This is a genomic window from Streptomyces sp. NPDC017676 (assembly GCF_044329325.1).
In the GTDB taxonomy this organism is placed as follows: Bacteria; Actinomycetota; Actinomycetes; order Streptomycetales; family Streptomycetaceae; genus Streptomyces.
This window is the reverse complement of sequence record NZ_JBIRJA010000025.1, coordinates 1-12,473: the sequence shown is the minus strand read 5'-3', so window position 1 is coordinate 12,473 and position 12,473 is coordinate 1. Positions and strand designations below refer to the sequence as shown.

Genomic DNA, 12,473 nt, shown 5'->3' with positions numbered 1-12,473 from the left:
CCGGCTGTCACCGAGTGCGGTCCGTGTCACAGATTCACTCGACGCCTGGTCATGGTGGGAGAACCCTGTCGAAACAGTGTTGGGCCGATGGCGTGAATCCACCGAACCGTGTCAAGGACTCCCGTGGGCTCGCCGGGCACCGGCTCGGCGTCCCTCACCGTCGCGAGCGGGCGGGCAGACGCACGGAACGGGATGCCGCCGCCGACCAGCCCCGTGTGCACCCCGGCCCGGTAGTCATCGGATCAGGCCCGGCGCGGACGCCTCCCGCTACGTATCGAGGTCCTCCTCCGGAAACAGGGTCGACCGGCGGCCGCCGTACGCCGCAGGCACCCTCACGCGACTCACGGGTTCCCGCGTGGATCTCCCGGCCCCCGTGAGAGCGTGACGGTGCGTCAGGAGCGCGCTGGACGGTGGAGTCAGATGAGTTCCAGCCCGCCGTCGACGGTGATCACCTGACCGGTCGCATGACGCCCGGCGGGATCGGCCATACGGAGGATCCAGTGGGCCACCTCCTCAGCGCTCGCGATGTGGTGCGTGGGGATACGGTCACGCTCGTAGGCGTACATGTCGTTGGCGGCCTCCGGCGTGAGGCCGGCGTGCAGCATGACGTCGGTCCGGGTGGGGCCGGGAGCGACCGAGTTGACCCGAACGCCTTCGCCGGCGAGTTCGAGGGCCCAGCTCCGCGTCATCTGCTCGACGGCCGCCTTGGTGGCCGAGTAGTGCGCGCCGCCTGCCATGGGGCGGTGGCCGTAGGTACTGGAGAGGTTGATGATCGTCCCGGAGGTCCTCCGCAGGTGGGGCAGGGCTTCGTGGGCCAGCAGGCTCGGAGCGACGACGTTGAGCGCGAACAGATCGACGATCGTCTGCTTGTCGGTCTCCGCCAGGGGCATGACCGCCGTCGCGCCGGCGTTGTTGATGAGGTGGTCGAGGCGGCCCCAGCGTTCCACGGCGGCACTGACAACCTTGGCAGGTGCTCCGTCGCCGCATATGTCGATCGCCAGGACGTCGATGTTGTCGTGGGCCGCGGCCGTCTCCTTCAACGGCGCCTCACGTCGCCCCACACCGAGTACGTGGGCGCCCGCCTCGGCGAAGGCGATGGCCGCGGCCCGGCCGATGCCGGAACCGGCGCCGGTGACGATCGCGACATGGCCGGAGAAGGTCCGGTCGAGGGGGTCGGCAGGCATGAGCCACTCCTTGTTCGATGTTCGTTGTACATAGAACACTATGGGAAGGCTTCGCACCCTCGTCAAATGGGAACGTGGCGGAGTGACGACCACAACAGTGTGCACTGCGGCGGTCTGCCCAGGTCAGCAAGGGGTTGCGCCGGACGATGGACTCATCGTGTGTCACACGCGACAGGGACTGGAGCGGGCCGGACACCGATCGGCGCGGTGGGTCCGACACCATGGCACAACGCGGGCACGGGTGCCACCACACACCGCAACCGGTGCGGCGGAACGTCAAGGGCGGAGGCGGTGCGCGTCACAACCCTCATGGCGACGGGTTGTCGCCCGCCCGGGGACACACAGCTCGTTGAATACGGGGCGCCGGCAGTGGCGTCGCTACGCCGGTTCGTCCCGCTCGGTGACATGATCTCCGATGTTGTCGCTGACAGCGGCGGACAACAGTGCCTGCAAGAGGCCGGGGAAACGGGCCTCAAGGGCGTCACGCCTCAGCTTCACATAGCAGCGCGTACCCTCCTGACGGGTCTGCGTGACGCCCGCCTCGCGCAACATCTTGAGATGATGACTGAGAGTGGATTTGGCGACGGGAGCGCTGAATCGGCCCCATCCGCGCTCGGCACCGTCGGACAGGATGCGGACGATCCCCAGCCGAGTCGGGTCGCTCAGCGCTCCGAGCAGACGCGGCAGGGCGATCTCACTGTCGGCGGGGAACGAGTGGTCCGGCATGCCGACCATGCTACCGGGCGTTCGGTACATGTCGAACATCACTCGCGGTCATGGGGAGAGCACTGATCCGCGTCACGGCTCGGCTTGCCGTCCAGCGCCGCGCTTCCAAGATCCTGTCCGTGTGGCACCAGCTCGGCCGGCAGGGAGAAAGCACGCGAAACCGTGGCACGGCCTGCCACCAGGCGCGTTCCCCGGCTCGTCCTGCTGCACCTTGTGGTGTTCTTCATCGTCGACACGGCCGTCCCGGTTCTGCGGCGCGACCGCCCGACAAGCCCATACTTCCGTGCGTACACCGCCGTCCCCGTCCTGGGGGGCTCCTGCGCGGCGCTCGCCACAGAGGTCGAGGCGGTGGTCTGGACACGCTGGCTGACCGTCATCGCGGTAGGCGTGGCCCTGGGGGCCGTGGCCGCCCTCCACCGCCGCCGGCCCTCGTCCTGGACGGCCCGGCGGTGCCGGCTGATGTGACGGTGCGTCGCTGGACGAACCGCGGTGACAGGCCGCCGGTGGGCGGGGTGCGGCGTGGGTACGGGGGCGGGTGCGTCATGGGTGCCTCCGTGTTCCGGGCGGCGCGACGGCGGTGCGCCGGAGCGGTCAGGAGACGCACCCGGCGGCTTCGGCTGCTGCCGCCGCAGAGGGGTGACGGGAAGACGGTCGGGCGATCCAGTGGTCCAGGAAGGCGGACGCGCGCGACGAGCCCTCGGCGTCCCTCCCGTCCACAGCGAGGGGACGAGCAGGCCAGGGGATGGGGGGTGGATACCCGCCGATGTGTCATTCCGCTCGCCGTCAGATGGAATGCGCGTTCGACGGCCGGTGCCGGCCGGGCGAGCCCTCACGCCCCCGCCGTGGGACGGGTGAGGGCGATGGATCACCAGGGGCCCGTACGCGGTCACGCTCGCACCATCACCCGTCCGGCCGTCATGTCGTTCGCCCGGTCCTGGGGCAGTACGCATCGGCCATGGGGCCGTGACGACCGCCTGTTCGCCGGACACGGCCCACCCACCGGAGCGGACTCACACGCCTTGTTCGAATTGACGCCGGGCCGCCGCGGCCCCGTACTGAACAGGACGGGCTCTTGGCAAAAGTTGCCCCGTCAACTTCCATCATCTGCAGCCTCTCCCCTCTCAGGGAGCCACCATGACGGTGCAGCAACAGACAGCGACGATCCAGACGGTCCTGGTGTACGAGGACGACCCCGGTTTTCCTCCCCGGGTCAACATGCCCGTACCGCATCCCGTTCCCCAACTCGACACGCAGCCGTTCCCGACGGCCATCGCGGACGCCGCGCCGCAGCCGGACGGTGCCGGGCCGGGCACCGAGGCGTTCCGCTACTGGGTGGCGGCCGATGCCCTCAGCAGGGCCGGCCAGACCTGGGGTCCGCTGGTTCCCACCGGAACCCAGTGGCACCCGACGGTCGGCCGGGCCCTCACCGCGCACCTCGACGCGGGAGTCGACCTCAACGCCTACTACGACCGCAAGGGCCTGTGGTTCTTCCGCAGCACGGTGGCGGGGGTCATCGTCGCCGCCTGTGAGAGTCCCGAGGTGGTCGCGCACGAGACGGGGCACGCGGTCCTCGACGCCCTGCGCCCCCAGCTGTTCAACGCCGCGAGCGCGGAGACGGCCGCCCTGCACGAAGCCTTCGGCGACATCAGCGCGCTGCTGACCTCGCTGCGGCTGGAACCGCTGCGGATCGCGGTACTGGCCGAGACACAGAGCGACCTGGAGCTGTCCTCGCGGGTGTCGCGGATGGCCGAGCAACTGGGCGCCGCGATCCGGCAGGGCCACCCGAACGCGGTCGACCCGGACTGCCTGCGCAACATGTCGAACAGCTTCTTCTACCGCGACCCGGTCCATCTGCCGCCCAGCGGGCCCGCGAACACGCTGTCCAGCGAGCCGCACTCGTTCTCCAGGGTGTTCAGCGGCGCCTTCCTGAAGATCCTCGCCGGGATCTTCCGCCAGCAGGACCTGCAGGACCAGGCCGGCCTGGCCAGGGCGGCCGAGATCGCGGGACAGCTGCTGGTGGACGCCGTCGTGGCCGCGCCCGTGGTGTCCGCGTACTACGCGCAGGTCGCGGGTCACATGATCGCCGCGGACCAGCGCCGCAACGGCGGCAGGTACGGCGCGTCCCTGCGCTCGGCGTTCATCCGCCACGGCATCCTCTCCCTGGAGGCCGCCACATCCATCACCGAGCCGGAGGTGGCTCGCCGGGGCGCCGGAATGGCGGAGGCGACGCCGGGCGGCAGCGAGGAGGAGGGGCTGACGGCCGTCACCGTCCACGGGGCGATGTACGGCATCACCCAGCCCCTCGTCCTGTCCGCCCCGGCGCAGGAGCGACGCTTCGGCATCGCGAGCTCGGACCCCGCGGGCGGCTCGGTCCGGCCCGCCGACCCCGAGCAGGTCGCGACGTCGTACCTGGAGGACCTCTTCCGGCGGGGCCGCGTCCACGTGCCCGAGGAGCACCGGACCGCCGCGGCGTTCGTCGACGACAGCCCCTCCCGGCTGACGACCCACGAGATCACCCGGAGCACGACCGGTGAAGGCCTGGCCCTGGTCCGGCGTTGCTTCGACTGAGTGCCGGCCGGGTCAACGGAAGCGCAGACGGCGGACGGTGAGCCGTCCGTCGTCCTCGCTCCTGACGACGTGCGTGGTACGCGGAGTCGGCTCCTCGCCCTCGTACACCGCCTCGCCCCGTGCCAGCAGATCACTGATGAACTTCTCGGACGCCCGGCGCTCGGCGTCGTCCGCCGGCCCGCCGTCCACCGGTTCTTGCAGGTCCACCGGGAAACCGGCGCGTTCGAGCGCTTCGGCGCCCCGCGCGGTCGCCATCGCGAGCACGAGGCGTTCGGAGACGCTCCGCACGACCACGGCCTCCGTGTCGTTCACGGCCGTGGTCAGCTCGGGCAGGCCCCGGCCGTCCGGCAGCTCGACCGACGCCCGGTGCACCGGACGGTTCTCCGTCGCGGCGCGCGCGAACACCGGGTCCGGCGCCGTACGCATCCCCGCTTCGCGGGCGAACGCGCGCTCCCGGGAGTCTTCGCCCACGAAGACACAGTCACCGGCCGTGGCTTCGCCCGCGCCGGCGACCGCCCGGTCGAAGATCCCGCGACCGTCCTTCGCTCCCCAGTGCACCAGCGCCTCGTCCGTGAACCGGCCGGGGAACGCCTCGTGCAGCGCGGCCTCGGCACGTTGCGCGGCACCGGCGCCCGGTCCGGGGTCGGAGATGACGCCGGTGCGTACGTCGCGGAGGGCGTCGAGCGCGGCCATGACGCGCGGGCGGGGGCGCAGTGTCACGGAGCCGTCGGGTTCCACACGGGCGTCAGCCAGGGTCGCCCCGACGTCGAAGAAGATCACAGGCATGTCCAGTGCCTCCCCACGACGGCCACTGTCGAGTCGGGCCCACCCGGGTGAGATGTCCGGCGGCACGTGGGGTGGTCGGCGCAGAGCATGTCGGGCCTTCGGCAGGGACAAGGGAATCCGCCCAGCGGGGCGGTGGGCGGCGTGGACGCTGAGAAGCAGCTGCCCGCGCCCCGACACCACCTGCGCGGCGGGAGCAACGTCGTACCGGCGCCGGCCTCCAGGTGGCTCGGCGCCGTACGCGCGGCGCGGTGCTGGACAGGGTCGGTCCGTCGGTGCCGCAGGCGTCGTGGGCGAGATCGGGGCCAGTCCATCAGCGCCGTACGCGCCGTGTCCGAGATCAGGCCCAGTCCATCAGCGCCCGCACCTGTCGCGCCCGAAATCCGAGCCAGACCACCGGCACCCACAGCCACCCCCGCCCGAAATCCGAGTCAGTCCGTCGGCCCCCGCAACCGTCGCGTACGAGCCGGTACCGGGCCGGTCGACTCACGGGCGATGTACGTCGTGTTCAGGGTGTGCCGGCGGGGGCGGGCGGCGGCTCCGTTGATGCGGCGGATCAGGATGTCCGCGGCCAGGCCGCCCAGTTCCTGCACGGGCTGGCTGACCACGCTCAGCCGCGGCCGGATGAGCGTGGTCCATTCCGCGTCGTCGAAGCCGATCACCGAGACGTCGTCGGGGATGCGGGCGTCGAGGTCCAGCAGGGCGTCGAGGGTGCCGAGCGTCGCCACGTTGTCGGTGGTGAACAGGGCGGTGGGGCGGTCGCGCGAGGTCATCAGCTCCAGTACGGCCGACCGCGCCCACGCCCGCTCGTACCCGGTGTGGCGGATCAGCTCCGCGGAACGCGGGATGCCGGCGGCCCGCAGGGCCTGGCGGTAGCCGGCGACACGTTCCGTGGTCGTCCAGATGTCCGCGCCCGGCGCCAGACGGGTGCCGTCGTCGCCCGGCATCGCCGAGGTGATCACCGCGATACGGGTGTGTCCCGCCTCGGTGAACCGGGTCACCGCCGCCTTCACCGCCCCCCGGTTGTCGACGACCACCGTGTCCAGGGCGGCCCCGGACACCACACGGTCGAGCAGCACCACCGGGATGCCGGCGGAGACGGCCCGGGCGAGGTGCTCGTCGTCGGTGGCGGCCGGCGCCACCACGAGCCCGTCCACGCGCCGCTCGATGAACAGCTGGACCGCGGCCTTCTCCTTCTCGCTGTCCTCGTCGCTGTTGGCGAGGATGGCCTGCAGCCCCGCCTTGGCCGCGACGTCGGCGATGCCGCGCACCGCCCGGGCGAAGTAGGCGTTCTCGACGTCGGCGACGACCACTCCGAGGGTGTCGGTCCGGCCGCTGATCATGCTGCGGGCCACGGCGTTGGTGCTGTAGCCCAGCTCGGCGGCGGCGGCGAGCACCCGCTCCCGGGTGGCCGCGCTCGCCGATCCGTACCCGCCGAGGACGCGTGCGGCCGTCGCCTGTCCCACACCGGCGTGCCGGGCGACGTCCGGGATGGTCACGCGCCGCCGCGGCTGCGATTCAGGGGCCATGTGCGCATCTCTTCGTGTCGGCCCGGCGAACACCGGGGAACGGGACGGTGGGATTCAGCGCCATTCAACCATTGACGCGGGCCCTCGGGGCGTGGGTAAGGTACGACCGCGTTGGTAACGTTATCAATCCTGCCCGCCAGAAGGCTCCGCCTGCCGTCTCCCGGACGGCCGTCCGCGCGCCCTGCCCAGGCCGCCCTCTCTCCCCCATCCGATCCCCGGAGGTCTCCGCGATGGCAACCGACACCCTTTCGCCGCCACCGGTCGGCGCAGATCCGGCCATCACCCTCGTCGACGTGGTCAAGGACTTCGGCGGCGCCCGCGGCGGAGCGGCGGTACGAGGGGTGAACCTCACCATCGCCGAAGGGGAGTTCTTCTCCCTGCTGGGGCCGTCCGGCTGCGGCAAGACCACCACCTTGCGGATGATCGCCGGATTCGAGGAGCCCAGCGGCGGCCGGATCCTGCTGCACGGCCGGAACATGGTGGGCGTACCGGCCAACAAGCGGGACATCAACATGGTGTTCCAGTCCTACGCGCTCTTCCCGCACCTGAGCGTCGCCGACAACGTGGCGTTCGGACTGCGCCGCCGTCGCGTCCCCAAGGGCGAGATCCACGACCGGGTCGACCGCATCCTGCGCACCGTCGAACTCGCCGAGAAGGCCGACCACCGGCCCCGGCAGCTCTCCGGTGGCCAGCAGCAGCGCGTGGCCCTGGCGCGGGCCCTGGTCAACCGCCCGCGCGCCCTGCTCCTCGACGAACCACTGGGCGCACTCGACCTGAAGCTGCGGCAGTCCATGCAACTGGAGCTCAAGCGCATCCAGCGTGAGGTGGGCATCACCTTCGTCTACGTCACGCACGACCAGGCCGAGGCGCTGACCATGTCGGACCGGATCGCGGTGATGAACGGCGGCCTGATCGAGCAGGTCGCCTGCCCGCAGGAGGTGTACGAGCGCCCCGCCACCGCGTTCGTCGCCGGCTTCATCGGCACCTCCAACCTGATCAGCGGCCGCCTGACCACAGCCGGACCGGAGGGCGGGGTGATCGACCTCGGCGACGGGCAGCGCATCACCGTGCCGCCGTCCGACGCGGCACCCACCGCCGGGTCGGACGTCCAGCTCACCGTACGGCCCGAGAAGATCACCCTGACCACCGGCCCGGCCGGGGACGCGAGCCGCATCCGCGGCACCGTCAGCGAGGTGGTCTACCTGGGCACCTCCACCAGTTACACCGTGGCCACGAGCACCGGCGCGGAGATGACCGTCTTCCAGCCCAACGACGGCACCGCCTCTGTCGTACCGGCCCGCGGCGACACCGTCTGGCTGTCCTGGGCCACCGCCCACTCCTACCCGCTCGGCACCACATCCGCCGCGCCGGCCACCTCCGCCGCCGACCGGGCGGTCCCCGACTCCGGTTCCCTCACCCCGAGCTGACGACAGGTCGACATGATGCCCCTGCAGCCCACACCTCCCGCGCCCTGGCTGCGCGGACTGACCGAGCGCCGCTGTTCCCGGCGCGGTCTGCTGCGTGCCGTCCTCGGCGCCGCCGCCCTGGCCCCGCTCGCCGCGTGCAGCGTGCCCGGCGCCCGCAAGCCCGTACCCGGCACGGCCGCCGAGATCGCCGCCGCCGTCAGCGACTTCTGGACCGGACGCACGAAGAAGGGCCGGCTCAGCTTCGCCAACTACACCCAGTACATCGACACCGACCCCGGCGACCAGAGCCGGCACCCCACCCTGGAGGCGTTCACCCACGAGACCGGCATCAAGGTCTCCTACGACGAGGTGATCGACGACAGCGCCTCCTGGTTCGGCAAGATCCAGCCGGAGTTCGCCTCCGGGCAGGGCATCGGCTACGACCTGATGGTGCTGGGCGGCGACAGTTACCTGCCCAAGTACATCGAACTCGGCTACCTCGCCCCGCTCGACCACACCCGGCTCCCCAACTTCGCCCGGTACGGCGGCGCCGCGTTCAAGAACTCCTCCTTCGACCGCGGCAACGTCTACACCGTGCCCTGGCAGTCCGGCATGACCGGCATCGGCTACGACCCGGCCAAGGTCGGTCGGAAGATCACCAGTTGGCAGGACCTGCTCGACCCGAAACTGCGCGGCAAGGTCGGCATGTGGAACGACGCGGTGCAACTGGGCAACGTCGCCCTGCTGGCCGTCGGCGTCGACCCGGAGACCTCCACGCACGCCGACTGGCGCAAGGCCGCCGCCTGGCTGCGCCGCCAGCGCGACGCCGGCCTGGTCCGCTCCTACAGCACCACCACCTACCAGTCCTCGCTCCAACGCGGCGACCTGTACGCCTCGTTGGTGTACTCCGGTGACGTCTTCCAGGCCAACCGGAGCGGCTCGCGGCTGGAGTTCGTCATCCCCGAAGAGGGCGGACTGCTGTGGACCGACAACCTGTGCACCCCGTCGACGGCCGCGCACCCCGTCGACGCCCTGACGTACATGGACTACGCCTACCGGCCCGAGGTGGCCGCCAGGATCAGCGAGACGGTGCAGTTCGTCTGTCCCGTCCCGGACGCCCGGCCGGTGATCGCGCGCGACGCGGCCGCCGCCACCGGCAAGCGCCGGTCCCTGCTCGGCTCCCTGAGCACCAGCCCCCTGGTCTTCCCGACCAAGGCCGACGAAGCCAAGCTGCGCCATCTGCGGGTGCTCGACGAAACGGAGGAGAAGCAGTGGAACGCGCTGTTCGAACCGATCTACCAGTCCTGACGCACCGCCGACGGCGCCCCGGCGCGGTGCTGGCGCCGTATCTGATGGTGCTGCCGGGCTGGCTGTGGCTGGCCGCCTTCTTCGTGACGCCGGTGATCGTCATGGTGTCGCTGTCCCTGCAGACCGGCGACTTCATCGACGGCTTCCGCCAGACGTTCCACTTCTCCACCTACGCCCACGTGGTGGAGACCTACCACGTGCAACTGGTCCGCTCGCTCCTCTACGGCGCCGCGGCCACCGCCGGCTGCGCACTGGTGGGCTACCCGGTGGCCTACTGGATCGCCTTCCGGGCCGGCCGGCACAAGTCGGTCTTCCTCTTCCTGCTCCTGCTGCCGTTCTTCGTCTCCTTCGTCATCCGCACCCAGTCCTGGAACGTGGTCCTCGCCGACAACGGCGTCCTGCTCGGCCCGCTGAAGCACCTGGGGCTGCTGCCCGCCGGCTTCCACGTCCTGGCCACCCCGTACGCGGTGATCGGCGGACTGACCTACAACTTCCTGCCGTTCATGGTGCTGCCCGTGTACGTGGCCCTGGAGCGGGTGGACGCCAAGGTGATGGAGGCCTCCACCGACCTGTACGCCTCCCGGGCGCAGACCTTCTGGCGTGTGGTGCTGCCGCTGTCCCTGCCCGGGGTCTTCGCGGGCGTCCTGCTGACCTTCGTGCCCGCCTCCGCCGACTACGTCAACGCCGGCATCCTCGGCGGCCCCTCGACCACCATGATCGGGAACATCATCCAGACCGAGTACTTCACCAACCTCGACTACCCGGCCGCCGCCGCCCTGTCCTTCGTCCTCATGGGCGCCCTGCTGCTCGCGGTGTTCGCCCACGCCCGCGCCCTGGGCACCGACGAGGTGCTGGAGGTGGCCGCGCGATGACCACCGGCACCGTCACCCGCGCCGAGGACGCCGTCGCGGCGCCCCTGCCGCGCACCGCCCGCCGCCCGCGCCGCCGTCCCACGCTCACCGTGTACACCTGGCTGGTGCTGGCCTGGCTGCTGCTGCCGATCGCCGTCATGGTCCTGTTCGGCTTCAACGACACCCACAGCAAGGTGAACTTCACCTGGCAGGGCTTCACCCTCACCTGGTACCGGCACCTGTTCGCCATCCCCAACCTGACCTCGGCGCTGGTCAACAGCCTCACCGTCGCGCTGGTCGTCACGGTGGTGGCCACCCTGCTGGGCACCCCGATCGGCCTGGCCCTGGGCCGCCATCGCTTCCGCGGCCGCGGCTCCGTGGACCTGCTGCTGTTCGCCGCCATCGCGGCCCCGGAGATCGCCCTCGGCGCCGCCCTGCTGTCGCTGTTCATCGTCCTCGGCGTGCCGCGCGGCTACTGGACCATCGTCATCGCGCACGTGGCGTTCTGCATCCCCTACGTCGCCATCACCGTACGGGCCCGCATGGCGGGTCACGACCCGACGCTGGAGGAAGCCGCCCGGGACCTCGGAGCCGGCCCGTGGACGGCGTTCCGGCTGGTCACCCTGCCGGCCCTGCTGCCCGGTGTGGCCTCCGGTGCCCTGCTGTGCTTCGCCCTGTCCATCGACGACTACATCATCACCAGCTTCAACGCCGGCCGGACGGTCACCTTCCCGCTGTGGGTGTACAGCGCCAGCCGTACCGGTGTGCCCCCGCAGGTCAACGTCATGGGAACGCTGATCTTCGTCGGCGGCCTCGTCATCGCCGGGGCGAACGTGCTGTTCTCACGGCGTCGCGCGGCCTGAGACCTCGCTCGCACACCTTTCCGCACACCTTTCCCGCGCATCCTTCCCGCGCACATCTTCCCGCGCCGCCAGAACACCGGCCCGGCCGTGGCCGGTCGGACCCAACCCTCGAAGGAAACCATCACCGTGCTCTCTTTCAACGAAGCCGAGTTCGTCGCCCAGACGGAAAGCCTCGTGGCGCTGCGCCCCCGGATCGAGGAGGTCGTCGACCGTCTCGTGGACGAGGGCTACGACAACGTCCTCCTGGTGGGTGCCGGCGGCACCTACGCGCAGATGTGGCCCTACGAGCATCTGGCCCGGCGCACCTCGGTGCTGCCGGTGCGGGCGGCCATCGCGGCGGAGCTGGTCGTCTCCGGTGACGCCCGCCTGGGCGAGCGGACCGCCGCCGTCTTCACCTCCGTGTCCGGCACCACCGAGGACAGCGTCAAGGCCATCGACCACTGCAAGGAGCAGGGCGCGTACACGATCGGCTTCACCGGCCACCCCGACTCCCCCGTCGCCCAGCGGGTGGACACCGCGCTGGTGTCGGCGCCCAAGGCCTGGCCGTTCGACGTCCAGTTGCTGCTCTTCATGGGCCGATGGCTCTCCCGGAGGGGCGAGTTCACCGGCTACGGCCGTCTGGCCGACGAACTCGCCGGCCTGCCGCGCATCCTGGTGGAGGTCGCCCGTCAGGCCGAGCCGGTGGCGTCCGACTTCGCCGAGGCCCACAAGGACACCGACTACCACTTCCTCATCGGCGGCGGGAACCTGTGGGGATTCACCTACCTGTACTCCATGTGCATCCTCGAAGAGATGCAGTGGCTGCGCACCACCCGGGTGCACAGCGCCGAGTTCTTCCACGGCTCGCTGGAACTGCTGGAGGAGGACACCAGCGTGATCCTCTTCCAGGGCGAGGACGAGACCCGCGCGCTCACCGACCGGGCCGAGGCGTTCGCCCGGCGCGTCTCCAAGGACGTCACCGTCTTCGACACCCGCGACTACCCCCTGGCCGGCATCAGCCCCGAGTTCCGGGGGCTGCTGGCGCCGCTGGTCCTGGACACCGTGATGGACCGGGTCAGCAAGCACCTGGAGCGGGTGCGCGACCACTCCCTGGACCTGCGCCGCTACTACCGCGTCATGGACTACTGACCGCGGTCCGTCCCACCCCCGCCTCCATCCGCCCCGGCGTGGGGGGGGGGGGGGCCCCCCGCCCCCCCCCCCGGCCCCCCCCCCCCCCCCCCCCCCCCCCCCCCCCCCCCGCGGGGGGCCCAAAAAA

At 71.1% G+C, this 12,473-nt stretch carries 11 protein-coding genes; 7 read left to right on the top strand and 4 right to left on the bottom strand.

Annotated features, from left to right (window positions below):
- Positions 1–416: 416 nt before the first annotated feature.
- Positions 417–1,184, bottom strand: coding sequence for an SDR family NAD(P)-dependent oxidoreductase (locus ACH4LD_RS38090; protein ID WP_398055032.1), 768 nt, complete (start codon positions 1,182–1,184; stop codon positions 417–419).
- A 378-nt stretch (positions 1,185–1,562) separates the two neighbouring features.
- On the bottom strand, positions 1,563–1,910 hold the full coding sequence (locus ACH4LD_RS38085) for a helix-turn-helix transcriptional regulator (protein ID WP_103812254.1): 348 nt from the start codon (positions 1,908–1,910) through the stop codon (positions 1,563–1,565).
- 162 nt (positions 1,911–2,072) lie between these two features.
- On the opposite strand from ACH4LD_RS38085, the gene ACH4LD_RS38080 reads away from it, so the two are divergent.
- Positions 2,073–2,375 (top strand): hypothetical protein, encoded by a 303-nt coding sequence (locus tag ACH4LD_RS38080; protein ID WP_398055033.1) that lies wholly within the window; start codon positions 2,073–2,075, stop codon positions 2,373–2,375.
- Positions 2,376–3,044: 669 nt separating this feature from the next.
- Positions 3,045–4,478 carry a hypothetical protein gene (locus ACH4LD_RS38075; RefSeq protein ID WP_398055034.1) on the top strand — a complete coding sequence of 478 codons (1,434 nt, stop codon included), beginning with the start codon at positions 3,045–3,047 and terminating at the stop codon, positions 4,476–4,478.
- A 12-nt stretch (positions 4,479–4,490) separates the two neighbouring features.
- Here the strand turns inward: ACH4LD_RS38075 and ACH4LD_RS38070 are convergent, their stop codons facing one another.
- Together ACH4LD_RS38070 and ACH4LD_RS38065 are read right to left on the bottom strand one after the other, a co-directional pair.
- Positions 4,491–5,264 (bottom strand): HAD family hydrolase, encoded by a 774-nt coding sequence (locus ACH4LD_RS38070; RefSeq protein ID WP_398055035.1) that lies wholly within the window; start codon positions 5,262–5,264, stop codon positions 4,491–4,493.
- Positions 5,265–5,692: 428 nt separating this feature from the next.
- Positions 5,693–6,790, bottom strand: coding sequence for a LacI family DNA-binding transcriptional regulator (locus ACH4LD_RS38065; protein ID WP_398055036.1), 1,098 nt, complete (start codon positions 6,788–6,790; stop codon positions 5,693–5,695).
- 230 nt (positions 6,791–7,020) lie between these two features.
- Here ACH4LD_RS38065 and ACH4LD_RS38060 point away from each other — a divergent pair, with 230 nt between their 5' ends.
- The 5 genes from ACH4LD_RS38060 to ACH4LD_RS38040 all read left to right on the top strand — a co-directional run bounded on the left by ACH4LD_RS38060 (position 7,021) and on the right by ACH4LD_RS38040 (position 12,346).
- Complete coding sequence (locus tag ACH4LD_RS38060) at positions 7,021–8,217, top strand: ABC transporter ATP-binding protein (RefSeq protein WP_398055037.1); 1,197 nt, start codon at positions 7,021–7,023, stop codon at positions 8,215–8,217.
- Between the two features lie 12 nt (positions 8,218–8,229).
- Complete coding sequence (locus ACH4LD_RS38055) at positions 8,230–9,504, top strand: spermidine/putrescine ABC transporter substrate-binding protein (protein ID WP_398055038.1); 1,275 nt, start codon at positions 8,230–8,232, stop codon at positions 9,502–9,504.
- 26 nt (positions 9,505–9,530) lie between these two features.
- Positions 9,531–10,376, top strand: a complete 846-nt coding sequence (locus ACH4LD_RS38050) for an ABC transporter permease (RefSeq protein WP_398055039.1) — start codon at positions 9,531–9,533, stop codon at positions 10,374–10,376.
- Entirely contained in the window at positions 10,373–11,218 is an 846-nt protein-coding gene (locus ACH4LD_RS38045; protein ID WP_398055040.1) for an ABC transporter permease, read from the top strand. The genes ACH4LD_RS38050 and ACH4LD_RS38045 overlap by 4 nt, the downstream gene beginning before the upstream one ends.
- A 126-nt stretch (positions 11,219–11,344) precedes the next feature.
- A complete protein-coding gene (locus ACH4LD_RS38040) occupies positions 11,345–12,346 on the top strand; it encodes an SIS domain-containing protein (RefSeq protein ID WP_398055041.1) in 1,002 nt (333 codons plus the stop codon).
- Positions 12,347–12,473 lie beyond the last annotated feature (127 nt).

Bases quoted from the DNA above. Each gene is read 5' to 3' on its own strand.
- ACH4LD_RS38055 (WP_398055038.1), top strand. From the start codon at position 8,230: ATGATGCCCCTGCAGCCCACACCTCCCGCGCCCTGGCTGCGCGGACTG.
- ACH4LD_RS38085 (WP_103812254.1), bottom strand. From the start codon at position 1,910: ATGCCGGACCACTCGTTCCCCGCCGACAGTGAGATCGCCCTGCCGCGT.
- ACH4LD_RS38060 (WP_398055037.1), top strand. From the start codon at position 7,021: ATGGCAACCGACACCCTTTCGCCGCCACCGGTCGGCGCAGATCCGGCC.
- ACH4LD_RS38075 (WP_398055034.1), top strand. From the start codon at position 3,045: ATGACGGTGCAGCAACAGACAGCGACGATCCAGACGGTCCTGGTGTAC.
- ACH4LD_RS38070 (WP_398055035.1), bottom strand. From the start codon at position 5,264: ATGCCTGTGATCTTCTTCGACGTCGGGGCGACCCTGGCTGACGCCCGT.
- ACH4LD_RS38045 (WP_398055040.1), top strand. From the start codon at position 10,373: ATGACCACCGGCACCGTCACCCGCGCCGAGGACGCCGTCGCGGCGCCC.
- ACH4LD_RS38090 (WP_398055032.1), bottom strand. From the start codon at position 1,184: ATGCCTGCCGACCCCCTCGACCGGACCTTCTCCGGCCATGTCGCGATC.
- ACH4LD_RS38065 (WP_398055036.1), bottom strand. From the start codon at position 6,790: ATGGCCCCTGAATCGCAGCCGCGGCGGCGCGTGACCATCCCGGACGTC.